The sequence below is a fragment of the Marinobacter sp. 2_MG-2023 genome, from assembly GCF_030546935.1.
Classification (GTDB): Bacteria; Pseudomonadota; Gammaproteobacteria; order Pseudomonadales; family Oleiphilaceae; genus Marinobacter.
Genome location: NZ_JAUOPH010000003.1, coordinates 557,945 through 574,710 on the forward strand (window position 1 = coordinate 557,945; position 16,766 = coordinate 574,710).

Below are 16,766 nucleotides of genomic sequence, written 5' to 3' on the forward strand. Positions count from 1 at the left end.
CAGCCCAAGCTGCTACTCCGATAAAGAGACCGTGAAGATCAGAGCTGCCCAATAACAGGCGTAGAAACAGCAACATCCCCATTCTGACCACGATGGCGCAAATAATGGTCCATCAATACGATCGCCATCATCGCCTCAGCAATCGGCGTGGCCCGAATACCCACACAGGGATCGTGACGCCCAGTGGTAATAACCTCCACCGGGTTGCCGCTCACATCAATACTGCGCCCCGGTAAACGCAAGCTCGACGTTGGCTTCAGCGCAATGCTGGCAAGAATCGGCTGCCCGGAAGAAATCCCCCCAAGAACACCGCCAGCGTGGTTCGACAGAAAGCCTTCAGGAGTCAGCTCATCACGGTGTGCCGTGCCTTTCTGGGCCACACAGCCAAAGCCAGCACCAATCTCGACGCCCTTCACCGCATTGATACTCATAAGCGCATGAGCAAGGTCTGCATCCAACCGGTCAAACACCGGTTCGCCCAGCCCCGGCGGCACACCTTCGGCCACCACATTGATTCGTGCACCAATAGAGTCACCTTCCTTACGAAGGGCATCCATGTAGGCTTCCATCTCCGAAACCTTATCGGCATCCGGGCAGAAAAACGGATTCTGATGCACCTGGTCCCAATCCAGTTTTTCGGCGCGAATAGGACCCAACTCAGACAAATATCCGCGAATACAAATACCCAGACGCTGCTGCAGAAACTTCCTCGCCACAGCCCCGGCTGCCACCCGCATGGCCGTTTCACGAGCTGACGAGCGCCCGCCGCCGCGGTAATCGCGCACGCCATATTTGTGCATATAGGTGTAATCGGCGTGGGCCGGCCTGAATTGTTCCGAAATTTTCGAATAATCCTTGGAGCGCTGATCGGTGTTCTCGATAAGCAGCCCGATCGGCGTACCGGTGGTTTTACCTTCAAACACGCCGGAAAGAATGCGGACTTCATCCGCTTCACGGCGCTGCGTTGTGTGCCGTGACGTACCGGGCTTGCGACGATCAAGGTCCGCCTGCATATCAGCTTCCGAGAGTTCCAGCCCGGGCGGGCAGCCGTCAATAATGCAGCCCAGCGCAGCCCCATGGCTCTCGCCGAAAGTAGTAACGGTAAACAGTTTTCCGAAAGAATTTCCCGACATAATTCAATATCTTGTTAGGGTATTTTAAAAATAGGTTTAAGAATTACTGCACCACTGGCGGAGATCCTGTTCGGCAATAGCGAACACACCATCGCCGCCATTACTGAATTCCAGCCAGGTGAACGGAAGATCCGGGTAAGCCTCATCAAGAGCTACCCAGCTATTCCCCACCTCAACCACCAGCAAACCGCCCGGCGTTAAATGCTCTGCAGCTCCGGCAATAATCCGGTGGGCAATATCCAGCCCATCGTTGCCAGCCGCAAGACCGAGGGCCGGTTCATGATGGAACTCCTCCGGCATATCCGCCAGATCTTCCGCATCCACATAGGGCGGATTACTGACAATAATATCGTACTTCCCGCTTATGCTCGCGAACACATCGGATTGTATTGTGCGCACCCGATCGCTGAGTTCGTGTAATTCAATGTTTGACGCGGCAACTGCCAGTGCGTCCTGCGAAATATCAGACAGGTCCACATGGGCTTCCTCAAACACCGAAGCTACGCCTATACCGATACAGCCACTTCCCGTGCACAAATCAAGAACCCGACCAACCGGCTTATCCCCCAGCCAGGGCTGGAACCCGTTCTCAATCAGCTCACCGATCGGCGAGCGCGGCACCAGTACTCGCTCATCTACATGGAACGGCATACCCATAAACCAGGCTTCCCCGAGAAGGTAAGCCATAGGAACACGCTCTTCGATGCGGCGGCGAATGCGCTCCAGCACAAGCTCCCGCTCTCCACGGGTAAGGCGCGCATCCAGGAACAGCGTATTGTTTTCCAACGGAAGATGCAGGCTACGCATTACCAGCTGCACCGCCTCATCCCAAACGTTGTCAGTGCCATGACCAAAGAAAACCCTGGAGGCAGAAAACTGGGACGAAGCGAAACGAAGATAATCGCGAACGGTATGGAGATCGTCAATCGGGCTGGTCACAAATACTGTTTCCTGTAGATTCGGCTTAGCGCGGAATTATACGCTGTTTCATGGCTTTGCTGCAGCCACGTGAGCGCACCGCGACTGCACCGGCTCAGATCGCCAGTGGCCCGGAACTGCTCCGGCTGTCCTCGAAGCGATCCAGGGCAGCAGACATACGCTCCCTCCCCAGCTGAATCAGCTCAGGCGCCTTGTGATAGTCGTAGCTGCGCGATGCATTTTTCGGGATATTCACCAGAAGGTCCGGCGGGTAACCGGCAAGCTTGTACTGGACCAACGCACTCTGCATGGTTTCAATCGTGAGATTCATTACATCAAACTTACCAATGCCGAGCTTGTCCCAATCTATAGTTTCATGTTCTTCCAGCAATTTTTTATCGGCTGGCTTGTCCTGTTCTTTTTTCTGAATTTCTTTGGAGATTTTTTCTTCTGGCGTGTCATCGGCGCTCGTCTTCTTGGGCCCCAGAGCTCTTATTGCGTCCCAGTCAAACCACCTTGATGCCTTGTCACGGAGAGCGTCCATCCACTCATCCACTTCTCCCCCACCACTGTCATGGCCGGCAAATGCAGCATCCGGTATTCTCTGACGGCGATCATCTTCACCACTGAGATTAACCGCCACGATAATATCTGCGTGAGACGAAATGGTCGGGATAATGGGAAGCGGATTCAGCACAGCACCGTCGATTAGAACCCGCCCATCAAGAACCAGAGGCGTAACAACGCCGGGGATAGCGACCGAAGCGCGAATGGCTCTATCAAGTGGTCCTTCCTGAAACCAGATTTCCTTATGAGCAAGCAAATCAGTGGCAACGGACGTGTAATGCAGTGGAAGGTTCTCGATACGGGTATCACCCAACATCTCCCGCACCACAGAAAAAATCTTCTCGCCCCGGATCGCGCCGACAGCGTTAAAGGTAAGGTCCAGCAGTTTGAGCACATCAAACTGGCCCAAACCGGTTACCCAATCTTTGTAGTCCTGCATTTTTCCGGCGGCATACATTCCGCCGACCAAAGCGCCCATGGAGCACCCAGAAATCGCAACTATGTTATAGCCGCGCTCGGCCAGTACTTCTATGGCACCAATGTGTGCATAGCCCCGGGCCCCACCACTACCCAGAGTAAGAGCAACCGTTGGGCGCTTGCGCTCATGCCCTGTGCCCTCGGATGTGGTGGTAGACTCAGCGGCCGAGATATCGGAGCTCTCCAAAATTTTGGACACACTATTTTCAGCCACCTGATTACCTCGTTATAACCATCACTTCGACTCGGTCGCCCTGCCGGGCCGGATCGGTAACCAGTACTGAGGGCCCAACAATCAGGAGTTCCTGCTGCTGCCGGGAAACCCCAGTTTTAGCCAAGACCTCAGAAAGCGATTCAGTAGCCTTGCGGGCTCGACCCATCGCATCACTGAATGACTCATCTGCGGCCAGTTCTGAGTAACCCACAAGTACCACTCTGGCGCCTTCGGTCCGCGCCAGATCATTTATTCTCCGGCGGTCTGTCGCCTGCCAGTCAAACCGGTATGTAACTCCACCTTGCCAGGGCACTACCACTGGGCCAACAATCCGGTTATTGACAGAGCCAAGACCGGGAACGGTCGCCCCGGCAGCAACCTTCAGATGTTCAACCCAAACATACTCCCTGAGATTGCCGCGAGTTACTGTGTATACAGACGTCAGCCATCGACTGCCATCATCGGCTACCTGGCCTGCCACCAGATAATCCTGAGTAGCGTCGCGTCCGTAGAGAACCGACTGGCTGAAAACCTGGTTTGCCCACACATTGCTTCGTCCGCAGCGAATGCCGGAACAGTCGAACAGGATTTTCGCACCGCGGTCTCGCAGCAATCCAAGATAGTGTTCCCTGGCTTCCCGACGACTTGAGTCGCGGGCTATCTGATATAACTGCCCTTCCCCGCTAACCGGCAGTCGGGCCATGGATTCTGAGCGAATCTCGTTATTGATCTCGCGAACAGGGCTGAAAAGAACGAGGTGCCCGGAAGATTCAATCGAAGCCGTCGTTTCCAGGGTTGACTGGGCGAAAGCCTCCGGCAGCGTCTCAGGCAGTGACGCACTGGCAAAAGCCGAGCCCGTCGAAAGCAGAACGACAGCAAGAAAACGAAATACAACAGACTTTGGCAAAGTATTACTCATTCTCAAGAAAGTTTCTGACAGCGTCGGCAACCGGGCGAGTGTCTCCATCCAGATGGCAATGGTGCCCGCCTGGGACATCCACTGTTCGCAAATACGACACGGCATCTGCCCGGATATCCATTCCTTTCCGGTTCGCCAACAATCCTTCTTTAGCACGTACGAACAGAACCGGGGCCTGGATGGCTTCCAACGAAGCAACAACCTGCTCCTCGGTCATCATCAGTTGGGACGGATGTCGCAACCTGGAATCCGTGCACCAACTGTATCCTCCGCCCTCAGGCTTCAGATTGCGTGGCATGAGGCTTAGTGCGGCCTCGTGGCTAAGCGGACTAAGCCCGCCCTCGCGGACTTTTGCCGCAGTAACCACGTCGGGATAGACTGCAGCGCGACCAGAACCGGCGATGCGTTTTTTAATGGACTTGCGAAGCTGAGGAACCGTCTCACTGACAGGGCGACTAAGCGCACCCAGGCTGTCGATCATCACCAACTTTCGTACTTTCTCAGGGAAAGCAGCCGCGTAGAGTGCGCCTACAATACCGCCCAGGGAGTGACCTACAATATCCACCTTCCCCTCGTGAAAATACTCTTCAATAAGTTCGGCTATATCTGCAACATAATCCATCAGCAGATAGCCCTGCCCCGGCGGGCGGTGCCCGGAGTGACCGTGGCCGGCCATATCCACAGCGTGCAACGACGAATGTTTCGCGAGTTCCGGCGCAATTCTTGTGAACGTCAGACTGTTGTCCAGCCAGCCGTGCAGCATAATAATCGGTGGGCTGGTTGTTTGTGACGTATTTCCCGCAGACCAGCTCAGGCCTGCCAGAGTGATATGTCGCAGCCGCCATTCGGATTCGTGCACAGCAACCTCGTCTTCGTGAAGGCCTGGCAGTGTTGCGATATCACTCATCTCTTAGCCTCACCTCACATGGTGTGCGTTGGTCGGTCAGAGCTTAACGACCCGGCGAGATAAGATTCAATCTTGTTTCTGGCGCTAGGGTCATCACCATTAAACTGCACACCTATGCCTGCAGCTCGATTACCCTGAGCTCCCTTGGGCGTGATCCAGATAACCTTGCCAGCAACCGGTATTTTCTCTGGCTCATCCATGAGGTTCAGCAGCAGAAAAACTTCGTCGCCAAGCCTGTACTGTTTCTGGGTTGGTATAAACAGCCCACCCTCGCGGATGTAAGGCATATAAGCGGCATATAAAACCGCCTTGTCTTTAATCGTCAGGGTGAGAATGCCGCTGCGCGCACCAAATCCGGGCCCCATATCTGACACCTTTTAAAAATTGTTTAGTGTGAATAGAAATAGTCAGTTCTAAATAATCGGATACTTAAAAATCCCTGATAATCCGGAATCATAGCAGTTGTTCGAAGCAAAAGCGCACTCAGGAGGCACGTCGCCTGGACGGCATCAAGCCACGCCAGGCGATTAACAACCGGCTGGCTTCAAGTTCCGGATTGACGTTGTATACGCCAGCAGCCCGGGCTTCCCGAACCAGGTCCAGCAATTCATGTGCGCGCCACGCTGGATTAATGCCAGCTAAAAAGCCGATCATTTCCTCTGCTTCGTGATCGTTTGCTTTACCTCCGGCGCACAGCCGCGCCAGGTCAGCAGCCCAGCCTTCAAACAACCAGAGCATATCTTCAAGCCCCAACGCCTTGAAAGCCTTGGCAGCTTCAGACACAGTGATCTGGCCCTTCATGAACTGCCGAAACTTATCGAACGCCTCATCCCGTAAACCAGGGAACTCGCCGGTAGCGTATTGAAACGCTAACCGAGGAGCATTACCCGCCAGCATCAACGACTTTGCCATTAACTCTGCAGTGGGCTGTTTGTCATCCTCAAGCTCTGCCACCTTGCTGGCAAGCCATTGACCGGCCTGATCGCCGGAAGGCAGAGGTATCGACAATACCTGGCACCTTGATCGAATGGTCGGAAGCACGGGCCGCCCACTTTCCTGCAGAAGCAGCAGAACGAAATCCGCGACCGGCTCTTCGAGTGTTTTTAACAGAGCATTTGCGGAGTTGATATTGAGCTGGTCGGCCCGGTCGATAATGGCGACCTTACGAGCCGAAACCTGAGGTGAGGAAACCGCAAACGCCGAAAGCGATCTTATCTGATCAATTTTTATCATTCGGGATTTCTCGGGCGAGTACACCCGCACATCCGGGTGGCTCGAAGCGGCAAGCAATTGACACTGACGACACTCCCCACAGGCCACCGATTTGCCACTGACCGTGTTTACTGCGGGGCTAGCACACAGTAGAAGACCAACAACTGCATCAGCCCAGGCCCTCTTGCCCACACCACACTCTCCAGTCAGTAATAGCGCATGGGGAAGCCTGTCCTCGGCAAAACGCTTCTGGACGTCCTGCCAGGCATTCTGAAGCCAAGGCATTTCTAGGGCTATATCAGTCACAGTGTTTTCCTGAGTGAAGCTTGAGCCGGAGCATTCCGGGTGGTCTTTTTATCTGTTCTGCGAAGCTGGCGCTTCATGGTAGCTAGCAGTCTCCGTAATCGCTGCAGATCATCTGTCGCGCCCCTGGCAGACTGGTCACTATAGTAATGGCTGTTGACCATTCGGGCAAAAAGCCTGGCAGAATCGGCTAATGCAGGTTCCGCAACGGCCAGACGGGAAGCCAGTACTGCAGGAGTTTCGCCATTTCTGACAGGTACCCCCACCCGCCCGCACAACTGGTGCCAAGCCTCCAACACACGCTGGTATCCATCCCGTTGACCACCATGGCGCAGCTGCAGAGCAGATATGAGACCCGCAACCAGAAGGCCGGCGCCCACAATACCCGCTGTAAGATACCCCAGTTCGCGCATCCCGAACCCGCCGGGCAGTCGAGACATCAGATCCATCTGACTCTGGCCCTGATAACCAACCACCCACCGCTGCCATTGATAGTTAATCCGATCAAGCTGGAGACTTGCCCACTGGATAACCGCAACATCGCCGTAACGTTGGGCAGAGGTCCAATCGTTCTCCAGGAACGAGCCCTCCTCAGCCACTGCTTCCCGCAAACCGGACTCAATCCGGTTGGGCGCTATGGCCGCCGTTGGATCAATACGCACCCAACCCTGACCTTCAACCCAGGCCTCAACCCAGGCGTGGGCATCATATTGGCGAACGATAAGGTATTCGTTACCTACACCACTCTCACCACCCTGGTAACCGACGACGACCCGCGCGGGGATCCCCGCCGAACGTAAAACAAAGGCCGTTGCACCGGCATAGTGAGCGCAGAATCCGCGTTTCTCATCGAAAAGCAGACTGTCAATGCCATCTTCCGGCATTTGAGGTGGGCGTAGAGTGTAGTAATAAGGCTGCTCTCTGAAACGAGTCAGCAAAGTGCGAATCACGCCAATATCATTGCTTGACTGCCTCAGCTCATTAGCCAGGGCTCGTGCCCGAGGGTTGCCTGTCGAAGGAAGCTGAAGAAATCTACGGGCCTCGCCCGGTGTCAGGGATTCCTCTGAAGGTCTTTCGGCGTTTTCACGGGCCAACCTGTAGCGAACCGGGCTGTCTGCCGGCCTGCGGAAGCGGAAAAGATCATCGGATTCTTTTATTACGTTATCCGAAACGGCTACCGACCCTTGAAGAGCAAAAGCCCAGCGCTGATCCGTGGGTTCCATCAATACATCGTATTCCAGGGGAGCAAGCTGGCCAACGCCGCCATCAACGCTCACCCGCCCTGGCCGGCGACGAGGCTCGTACCTGCTTTGGCGCCAGGTTCCATCGTCAAGATTGTCCAGAATCAGCCCGCGCCAGTACCTGTCCCGATACTCAGGCATTGAGCCACCAAAAGTTACCCGAAAGGCCCGTTCACTGCTTTGCGCAAGATTGGATATGTCCCCTGGACGCATGGTGTCACTGATCCCGGTGCGTGCCTGTCCAGACACCAAGGGCACGCTCCACAACGGGGCCATCCGGGGGAAAAACACGAACAGCAGCACAACCACCGGCAGTACCTTCAACAGCATAACGCCCAGCCTGCTCCAACCCGCCTTCAAACCTCCGGGGAGTTCCGGTGCATTGAGCACCTGGAGACCAACCAGTAACAGTGCAATCGAACCTATATTAATCAGCGCCCAGTGAATTTCCTGATGAAACAGAAAGTTCACTGCAGCCAGGTACACCAGAATATAGAAGAGCACATAAAAGTCGCGTGGCGTTCGGGTTTCCAGCCACTTCAAGCCAACCGCCAGCACAAAGAATGAGGCAGCAGTATCAACGGTAAAACTTCCCTGCACGCGAACCAGATAAACCGCCACCAATAAAAGCATGATACTCGTGCGCAACCAGCGCCCCGGTAGACGCACACGCCCCTGCTGCGCAAGCCAGCGCCAACCTGCCAAGGCAATACACGCCGCGATCAGCCACGGGGGTAAACGATCAAGCTGAGGCAGCAGGAGCAAGGAAAAACTCAGGATCAACCAAAGCAAGGCCCGCGAAGGCAAACCATCACCTTGTTGTTCTGCCTCAGCGGTCCGACGGTTCCAAAAACTCATGACCGAACTCCTGAGGTTGCGCCTGAACGCCCTGCCGGATCGCTGGCACTACGCGTTCCATGCGGCTCTGCAAACGCATCCCTTGGTTTCTCTTCGCCCCAGATCGCCAGGGCCCGCAGGCAACGAGTAACATGGGCCGGGCCGGTGTCCGGTTCTATCACCTGGCCCGGCAAGTTAAGGCCGAATCTGGCACCGTTTTTACCGCGTTCAAGAACAAGCCAGGAGAGATAGCTGAGGCGTAATTCATGGTCTGCGCCCGGAAATGCATTGAAATCCAGCCAATGGGGGCTCCCCTTATCCGCTTCCCAATCTGCAACCACCATCTGCCCACTGCGCACAAACCTCTTCCACATTACGCGCTGGCTCATGTCGCCCTCACGCCAGGGTCTTATTTCTGCGTGGTCGTTGCCTTCCGGCGAGCGGGAACTTGCAGCTTCATCGCCATCGTCTACCGCACTGATCACCTCGGGGGCCGCAAGCGGGCGTGGAAAAACCACAGCAGCGGAATGCGGTCGCATCCACGACCAGGCTTTCAATAAACCAAAAGGAAAGCGGGTTTCAATCCTTATCTGATCTGGCCGCAGATACCCTCGGAACGCAGAAGGCACTGGAAAAGCTACATCGACCGATTGGTGAGACGGCACATGGCCCACACGCACAGATACATCATCGCCGGAAAGAGAAATTGCCACAGCATCGTCTTTTCCAGCGGCTGCTCGCAAACGAAAAAGGATTTCATCACCAGCAAACCCCTCGCCTGCCTGAACAAGCGTCAATTCAAGTCCGGAAAGATTTCGGTGGGTCTGGTGCATGGCGCCCACAAACACCGCGCCCAGAAGAAAAGTTACCAGGTAGATCAAGCTGTTCTGATAGTTAATGCCGGTAATCAGCATGATCAGCAACAACATACCGAACACCACACCAGCTGCCGTTGGCAAAATGAAAAGGTTTCTTTGGGTAAGTAGCTGGACATCAGAACGTGGAATTCGGCGATTAACCCAACGCTGCCAGCGGCTATGAATAAATTTGCGCATTGTGCCCCTGAGGCCGGTTTATTTCTGAAAAGTTCAAATCAGCAAACGCGAACGGGTATCTTACCCGTCTTAGTGCTGAATTTTATAACAGTACGACGAATCAAGGATCCTGATCACAAACCGGCCTGCCTGAGCTTGAAATACTGTCTGACAACCCGAATACTCGGAATGAGAAGCGTACTGATTGCTGTAACCTCAGACACGCCTCCTACCTGAGCTTATTGCAGCAAGAGGCCGGATTATGAAACCTAAGAATCTTCCAAACGGCGCACCTGTCTACGCGCCAGTTTTCTCAACAGCCACACGGATTGCTGCAGCTATGGCAGCCACACTTGCTTCCGCAACTGCAGTGCCGGCTTTTGCAGGCGTTCAGGCGATGACGTCCGATGAGATGGTTGAAACCTATGTAAAAGATTCTGCGGTCATCGTAGTACCGAGAGAAAACCGAAAATCGGAAACCGATCGCCAACGTATCATTCGCGCCCTTACGATCTCACCGGGTGAGCCCGTCGTCACAGAAGCAGAAGAAGAAGCCTATCGCGAAGCGCTTCAGCGACTTTCCGACGAAGGGAAGTCAGATGCCCTTGCCAATGCAGAAGAAGAGTTTCTTCGTCGCGCCCTGCTTCTGCCCCAGGAGGAACTGGCAAGAGCCCAGCCACCGGCAGAGTTCACGCCAACCATTCCGCCGCTGATCTTCGGGCAACAGATGGAGATTCCGGATGAACCTTTCACCCAGACCTTTCTTAACGATCAGCTGGGCATCGGGTTTGACGGCCAGAACCTGAACTTCTCCATTGGCACTCCGCCGGGAATCGACCAGATAAACATTCCACAAGGAATTAACGAAGGGCCCATCCGGCTGACACCCAGGCCTGGCGGCGGGTTCGATCTTTCGATTCAGGTACCTGATCAATAACAAAAAACGCCCCGCGATGCGGGGCGCTTCAACACGACTGATGTTCAGGTCAGATTAGTGACCGTAAACAGCCAGCTTGGTGTCGGTTACAGCCAGGTTGTCGATGGCCAGTGAACCAATGGAAGTGCCACCGATTTCAACAGCTCCAACTGTTACGTCCATGTAGACATTGTTTACGTCAACACGCAGAACATCAGTTGCAGTGGATGCACCCAAGCCTGAACCTTTATAGATGTCCAGGTTAACGTTAGCAAATCCTGCCAACACCTGAGCTTCCTGAGATGTTGGCGCCAGTCCAAACTCACCGTCCGCGTCAGCAGCCATCACAGAACCGTCACCGTCATAGTCGAAGTTACCGCCGGCGCCGGTGATCGCCAAGTCGCGAATACCAACCCCCAGGAACTCCACATCGAAGTCCATATCAGTAACGTCAAATGCCGCCACAAGGTTCAGATGATCCGTTGCCGTATCAACCTGAATATCCAGCTGTGCGAGGTTACCGTAACCACTCAGGTTGGAAATCAGAGTTGTGCTATCTGAACCGGTCCCGCCTGCCAGCAATTCCATGGAACCGATTTCCAGACCCCAGTCAATCGGAGCGCCGTCAAGTGTACCGACATGAATCTTGGCATCGCCATCATCGAGAACGTCAATGTCAATTTTCAGCTGGTCCAGCAAATCGCCGTAGCCGGCGGTCGCGCCGTCAGCCGTTACACCAGCACCACCGAGCACAATGTCGTTAACCGCGAAGGAGCCTTCATCCGTATATTTGAACTGACCGATGCTGACTTTGGTTTCCAGCTCGATGGTGACACCGGCCTGACCGGTAACGTCGCCCATCGCGGTATCGTTCAAAGCTTGCAGTTCCGCGTTGGCTGCAAAGGGTGCAGCAGTAATAGCTGCTACCAGAGCAATTTTTTTCAGGCCTTTCATTGTTATCTCCTTATAAACTCATTTTGTTGTTATCTGAGTTTTTAGTTTTGGGTGTGGAGTTCAGCACCCCACGAATCCATTTAAGATTGTTTAACAGTCCTAGTCCGTGACTGCTTTCACAATTCTTCACCCATCACTTACAGCCTGTAACAAAGCGCGACTGAGTCTCAAATCAATTGGCATTGCCTGTCGTATCAGCCCTACTGTCGTAAAAAATCTGGAAAGGTTTTTCACTGGTAACCGGTTCCCCATAGGCCACTTTGCCATTCTCGATCTGGTAGGGAATAACCTTGTTTCCTGCAATACCCAGGCGGTGTTCGTACTCGATCACCAGCGCTTCATCTTCGCTGTCTTCACGCAGTTTTCCGGTGTAAAGAATCGCCGTCGCGTGTATTTTTCCCCGGCGAGCCACAGACTTTAAGGCTGCGCGGTACATCAAAATGCGTAATTGAGCGGGCGCCTCCTCCGCCTGACCATCAAGGTCGATGCGTTTGATCGTCGTGCCATCTTCTAGGAGCATCCATGCAGAGGGCATATTGGGGACCGGGTCCGTCAATGTGCCTGAATAGTCTTCAATTGCCTGTTGGGTCAGGTGCAGTATTTGCTGTTGGCCGAGAACGGCATATTTAGACAACTCCTGCTTTATGGCCAACTCCTGCTCTTCAGAAAGTTGACCGCCGGATGTTTCTTCTGCACTCAAGGCGGATGTAAAGGCAAAGGCAGTCACCAAAATGGCACTCAGCAGGGATTTTCCAAGGTAGGGCATCATTATTATTCCTGTTTTAGTCGCGTTAATTTTCCACGCTAAGACTGGCCAACTCCGCTAGAATGGCGTTTTCTTATTCTGGGCTGGCACCTGTTGTTTTTGAGCGTACTCATTAGACCAGTGGCCCTCTGGAGCCGACAATGCCCGTTTTGTGGCCTGAGTATCATTCTTCTAATTAACCGGGGTTAATTTGGCACTTCCTGTTTCCTCTCTTCTTACCCGCGAAATGTATGAGCAACTGCTTGCCCATGCCGCCAGCCAGGCAGATTTTGCCTACCTTGGAAGTGTTGGGGGTGGCGACGGACGAGGTTCGTTCAGTGGGTTTACAGCTGGTGCAATTGCCACGAAGTTTATAAAGCCCAGCGAAAGAGACTCCCTAAACACAGGCATGCTAGCGTCAGAAATGGAGGGCCTGATTCAGAGGTACCAAGTTCCGATGCACGGCGAGCAACCCACTCTCACGGGTGGGTGGATAGGCATGCTGAGCTATGAGTTTGGGTACATCAGAGAGAAACGCCTATCGGCACTCTGCCCTGTACCCGCGACTCCCCTGCTCTTTGCCGGCTTTTATCTCTGGAGCGCCAGCCACAACCGGGAAACCGATACTTACCAACTCTGGGTACACCCAGAATGCCCGGAAACGACGTGCAACCTACTAGCGCTCTGGCTATCTTCCGCACCAACTCCCAACACAACTGCATGGAAAATGACATTACCCTTCAAGGCCCGCCAGCACGCCCAAGAGTTCAAAGCAGGTGTTGAAGCGGTGCAGCACTACATCAACGCTGGTGACTGTTATCAAGCCAACCTTTCCCAGGAATTTAAAGGCAGCTACACAGGTAGCTCCTGGCTGGCCTTCAAAGCACTCGCCGAGGCGAATCCGACGCCCTACAGCGCATTTCTTAGAACTGGCTCGGGTTCGGTCCTATCCATTTCCCCCGAACGTTTCCTGGAGATTCGTGGCCGAACCATAAAGACCAGCCCGATCAAAGGTACCCGTCCGAGGGGAAATACCCCCTCAGCCGATTCGGCCTATGCCGCTGAACTGGAAGCTTCGGAGAAAGACCGTGCTGAGAACCTGATGATTGTAGATTTGCTGCGCAATGATCTCAGCGTCCACGCAACGCCAGGGTCGGTGACCGTAGACAAGCTGTTTGCACTCGAGTCTTACCGGAATGTTCACCATCTGGTCAGCCACATTCGCGCGGAGCTGGCACCCGGCGCCTCACCCATGCAAGCTCTGTTCGATGCTTTTCCCGGAGGTTCTATTACAGGCGCTCCAAAAATCCGTGCTATGGAAATCATCCGGGAGCTGGAGCCCCATTGGCGCGGTCCCTACTGCGGGTCCGTATTCTATCGCGGCCTGGACGGAACGCTGGACAGCAACATCGCAATTCGGACCATGCTGTGCGAAGACAACAGCGAAGAGGATGCATCAGAAGAGAAAGGAACTATCCGCTGTTGCGGCGGTGGAGGAATAGTTGCGGACTCAAGCCCGGAAAGCGAGTATCAGGAAACACTCACCAAAGTGAAACCACTGATGGATTTTCTAGAAAGCCTGAACCAGGACGACTAGCAACCGCCCTGATTCAACGAGCTTATATATCAGTTGCTATGAACAGCACTCGCCTTCAGAAATTCTTTCTTCAGGTCTTCAAACTCGTGTACAGCCGGATACTGAGGAAATTCTTCAATCACATTCTGAGGCGCATGGAATAGAATGCCCGCTTCTGCCTGCCCCAACATCGTAGTGTCGTTGTACGAATCACCCGCCGCAATTACGCGGTAATTTAACAACTGGAACGCGCGTACCGACTGCCGTTTGGGGTCTCTCTGGCGCAGCAGATAGTTAGTAATCTGGCCACTCTCTGCAACTTCCAGTTTATGGCAAAGCAGCGCAGGGTAACCCAGCTTTTTCATCAGCGGCATAGCGAATTCATAGAAAGTATCGGAGAGAATCACAACCTGAAAACGCTCGCGAAGCCAGTCCAAAAACTCCCGGGCGCCCGGCAAGGGGTCCAGTGTGCCAATCACTTCTTGAATTGCAGGCAAGCCATAGCCATGTTCATCCAGAATTCGGAGGCGCTGTTTCATCAACACATCGTAATCAGGAATATCGCGGGTAGTCGCCTTGAGTTCTTCGATACCGGTTTTTTCCGCGAACGCGATCCAGATTTCCGGGATCAATACGCCTTCAAGGTCAAGACATGCCAGTTCCACAGTGATCTCCTGATTCATCTTCCAGGTGAGAATTCCGAATGGGAGCAAGGCCTGCTCCGCTTTCGTTGACGCGGTATCATAAAAAAAACGGGCAAAGAATGCATCGTACATCGCAATAAAATCGCAAGGTATTCAGCATATATGTGTAAAGCGGGGCATAACCATATAGATTGTCATTCCTTCATGGAATTAGGCATTTAATGCTAACCTTCACCGAAACTCGCATCAGGTAATGACGATTTATGAACAATATCCGTGAGCTACAGGACCAACTTGGCAGCGAGAGCCCAAGAGCTATTCTGAAGGCTGCCTTCAAACGCTTCGACAATATCGCGATTTCTTTCAGTGGTGCCGAGGACGTGGTACTCATCGAACTGGCCCACAAGCTGACGGATAATCTCAGGGTATTTACTCTGGACACCGGCCGCCTACATCCGGAAACCTATGAATTCATCGAGCGCGTTCGCAAGCACTACGGGATTAGCATCGAAGTTCTGTTTCCAGACACAAATGAAGTTCAGGATTTGGTGAATCAAAAAGGCTTGTTCAGTTTCTTCGAGGATGGTCACAGTGAATGTTGTGGCATTCGCAAGGTCAACCCCCTCAAACGCAAGCTCGCAGGCGTTGATGCCTGGATTACCGGCCAGCGCAAGGATCAAAGCCCGGGTACCCGTAACGACGTACCGGTCATTCAAGAGGATTCAACCTTCTCGGGCCCCGATAAAACACTCATCAAGTTCAACCCGCTGGCCAACTGGACCTCGAAAGAAGTGTGGGATTACATCCGGATGTCAGAAGCCCCCTACAACGAGCTCCACGAAAAAGGATTTATCAGCATCGGATGCCAGCCTTGCACCCGCCCGGTCTTACCCGGACAGCATGAGCGCGAAGGCCGCTGGTGGTGGGAAGAAGCAACGCAAAAAGAATGTGGTCTGCATGCTGGTAATCTGATAACCCGCCAGTAAAGACTGGCGGGTCCTGCCCCTGCTTAGTAAGTGGGTAATTCCACGTCTTTGAACAAGGCTTCTATCTCGCTCCGGCTGCTCTGGTGAGCAACGGCTTCATCAATAGCTTCTTTTGTCAGATGCGGCGCGAACCGCTGGATGAAATCGTACATGTAGCCACGCATGAAGGTGCCCTTGCGGAAACCAATCCGCGTAATGCTCGGGCGGAATAGCTTTTTGGCATCGAGCGCAACCAGATCCGGATCGGTTTTGGGGTCAAACGCCATGCTCGCAATGATGCCTACACCAAGGCCCAGACGCACATAGGTTTTGATAACGTCGGCATCGGCTGCAGTAAACACAACTTTCGGCGTCAGACCTTTAGACTGGAACGCTTCATCAAGTTTTGAACGTCCCGTAAAGCCAAATACGTAAGTCACCAACGGATATTCTGCGAGCTTCTCCAGCGTCAACTCGGGCAACTGCGCCAAAGGGTGATCCTTGGGAACAATCACCGTTCGATTCCAGCGGTAACAAGGCATCATGATGAGATCGTTGAAGAGCTCCATAGCTTCAGTCGCTATGGCGAAATCAACGGCGCCGCTTGCCGCCATTTCGGAAATCTGCATCGGCGTGCCCTGGTGCATGTGCAGTGACACATCCGGATAGGATTCAATAAACCCGCTGATGATGGGCGGCAACGCATACCGAGCCTGAGTGTGCGTTGTGGCGATGCTCAGGTCACCCTTGCGTTGGTTGCTGAATTCCTGAGCGATCTTTTTAATGCCTTCCGCACGACGAAGAATCTCACCGGCTTCGCGCACAATGATTTCCCCACCCGGGGTGATACGAGTCAGGTGCTTACCGCTACGGGCAAATATTTCCAGGCCGAGCTCATCTTCAAGAAGGCGGATCTGTTTTGAAATACCCGGTTGAGAAGTAAAAAGACTCTGGGCTGTTGCCGACACGTTGAGATCATGGTGCGCAACTTCCCAGATATAGCGCAACTGTTGTAGTTTCATTGACTCTGTCGCTCCCTGAGCTTCCGGCCTGTGGCGGGCTGCATATAAATGTAGATATTCTGACAATGCTCTAGAATACGCATAACGTTTTTATTTTTCATTCTATTTCAGTATAGGACAGCACTCTGCCTCAGTTTAGACCAAAATTGCACTCGCGCAGCTTATGACGTTCATGTTTGTTT

General features: G+C 53.6%; 16 protein-coding genes. 3 read left to right on the top strand and 13 right to left on the bottom strand.

The genetic code is table 11. The features are described 5' to 3' along the window. Nucleotides 1-38 precede the first annotated feature (38 nt). The 9 genes from aroC to Q4501_RS09940 all read right to left on the bottom strand — a co-directional run bounded on the left by aroC (nucleotide 39) and on the right by Q4501_RS09940 (nucleotide 9,783). Nucleotides 39-1,133 (bottom strand): chorismate synthase, encoded by a 1,095-nt coding sequence (gene aroC / locus Q4501_RS09900; protein ID WP_303596053.1) that lies wholly within the window; start codon nucleotides 1,131-1,133, stop codon nucleotides 39-41. A 36-nt stretch (nucleotides 1,134-1,169) separates the two neighbouring features. Then, a complete protein-coding gene (gene prmB, locus Q4501_RS09905; protein ID WP_303596054.1) occupies nucleotides 1,170-2,072 on the bottom strand; it encodes a 50S ribosomal protein L3 N(5)-glutamine methyltransferase in 903 nt (300 codons plus the stop codon). Nucleotides 2,073-2,166: 94 nt separating this feature from the next. Next, nucleotides 2,167-3,267, bottom strand: coding sequence for a patatin-like phospholipase family protein (locus Q4501_RS09910; protein ID WP_303596201.1), 1,101 nt, complete (start codon nucleotides 3,265-3,267; stop codon nucleotides 2,167-2,169). 46 nt (nucleotides 3,268-3,313) lie between these two features. Continuing rightward, nucleotides 3,314-4,228 carry a DUF4892 domain-containing protein gene (locus tag Q4501_RS09915; RefSeq protein ID WP_303596055.1) on the bottom strand — a complete coding sequence of 305 codons (915 nt, stop codon included), beginning with the start codon at nucleotides 4,226-4,228 and terminating at the stop codon, nucleotides 3,314-3,316. Then, complete coding sequence (locus Q4501_RS09920; RefSeq protein ID WP_303596056.1) at nucleotides 4,221-5,135, bottom strand: alpha/beta fold hydrolase; 915 nt, start codon at nucleotides 5,133-5,135, stop codon at nucleotides 4,221-4,223. The genes Q4501_RS09915 and Q4501_RS09920 overlap by 8 nt, the downstream gene beginning before the upstream one ends. 14 nt (nucleotides 5,136-5,149) lie before the next feature. After that, nucleotides 5,150-5,500, bottom strand: a complete 351-nt coding sequence (locus tag Q4501_RS09925; RefSeq protein ID WP_303596057.1) for a PilZ domain-containing protein — start codon at nucleotides 5,498-5,500, stop codon at nucleotides 5,150-5,152. Between the two features lie 118 nt (nucleotides 5,501-5,618). After that, nucleotides 5,619-6,653 (bottom strand): DNA polymerase III subunit delta', encoded by a 1,035-nt coding sequence (gene holB, locus Q4501_RS09930; RefSeq protein WP_303596058.1) that lies wholly within the window; start codon nucleotides 6,651-6,653, stop codon nucleotides 5,619-5,621. After that, nucleotides 6,650-8,749, bottom strand: a complete 2,100-nt coding sequence (locus Q4501_RS09935; protein WP_303596059.1) for a DUF3488 and DUF4129 domain-containing transglutaminase family protein — start codon at nucleotides 8,747-8,749, stop codon at nucleotides 6,650-6,652. Before Q4501_RS09935 ends, holB begins: the two co-directional genes overlap by 4 nt. Next, nucleotides 8,746-9,783 (bottom strand): DUF58 domain-containing protein, encoded by a 1,038-nt coding sequence (locus Q4501_RS09940; protein ID WP_303596060.1) that lies wholly within the window; start codon nucleotides 9,781-9,783, stop codon nucleotides 8,746-8,748. Before Q4501_RS09940 ends, Q4501_RS09935 begins: the two co-directional genes overlap by 4 nt. Before the next feature lie 319 nt (nucleotides 9,784-10,102). On the opposite strand from Q4501_RS09940, the gene Q4501_RS09945 reads away from it, so the two are divergent. Further along, nucleotides 10,103-10,699 (top strand): hypothetical protein, encoded by a 597-nt coding sequence (locus Q4501_RS09945; protein WP_368497511.1) that lies wholly within the window; start codon nucleotides 10,103-10,105, stop codon nucleotides 10,697-10,699. A gap of 54 nt (nucleotides 10,700-10,753) precedes the next feature. On the opposite strand, the gene Q4501_RS09950 is transcribed toward Q4501_RS09945, so the two are convergent. Together Q4501_RS09950 and Q4501_RS09955 are read right to left on the bottom strand one after the other, a co-directional pair. Then, the gene (locus tag Q4501_RS09950) at nucleotides 10,754-11,632 is read right to left on the bottom strand and encodes a DUF6160 family protein (protein WP_303596062.1); all 879 of its coding nucleotides are present in this window, start codon (nucleotides 11,630-11,632) and stop codon (nucleotides 10,754-10,756) included. A gap of 172 nt (nucleotides 11,633-11,804) precedes the next feature. Continuing rightward, nucleotides 11,805-12,401: a hypothetical protein gene (locus Q4501_RS09955; RefSeq protein WP_303596063.1), complete on the bottom strand. Its 597-nt coding sequence runs from the start codon at nucleotides 12,399-12,401 to the stop codon at nucleotides 11,805-11,807. A 187-nt stretch (nucleotides 12,402-12,588) separates the two neighbouring features. Between Q4501_RS09955 and pabB the strand changes: the two genes are divergently transcribed. Continuing rightward, on the top strand, nucleotides 12,589-13,974 hold the full coding sequence (gene pabB, locus Q4501_RS09960) for an aminodeoxychorismate synthase component I (RefSeq protein WP_368497466.1): 1,386 nt from the start codon (nucleotides 12,589-12,591) through the stop codon (nucleotides 13,972-13,974). Nucleotides 13,975-14,003: 29 nt separating this feature from the next. Here the strand turns inward: pabB and thrH are convergent, their stop codons facing one another. Beyond that, nucleotides 14,004-14,618, bottom strand: coding sequence for a bifunctional phosphoserine phosphatase/homoserine phosphotransferase ThrH (thrH, locus tag Q4501_RS09965; RefSeq protein WP_303596064.1), 615 nt, complete (start codon nucleotides 14,616-14,618; stop codon nucleotides 14,004-14,006). A gap of 242 nt (nucleotides 14,619-14,860) precedes the next feature. On the opposite strand from thrH, the gene Q4501_RS09970 reads away from it, so the two are divergent. Beyond that, nucleotides 14,861-15,583, top strand: a complete 723-nt coding sequence (locus tag Q4501_RS09970) for a phosphoadenylyl-sulfate reductase (RefSeq protein WP_303596065.1) — start codon at nucleotides 14,861-14,863, stop codon at nucleotides 15,581-15,583. A 23-nt stretch (nucleotides 15,584-15,606) separates the two neighbouring features. Here Q4501_RS09970 and cysB read toward each other — a convergent pair whose 3' ends face one another. Further along, nucleotides 15,607-16,584, bottom strand: a complete 978-nt coding sequence (cysB, locus tag Q4501_RS09975; protein ID WP_303596066.1) for an HTH-type transcriptional regulator CysB — start codon at nucleotides 16,582-16,584, stop codon at nucleotides 15,607-15,609. Nucleotides 16,585-16,766 lie beyond the last annotated feature (182 nt).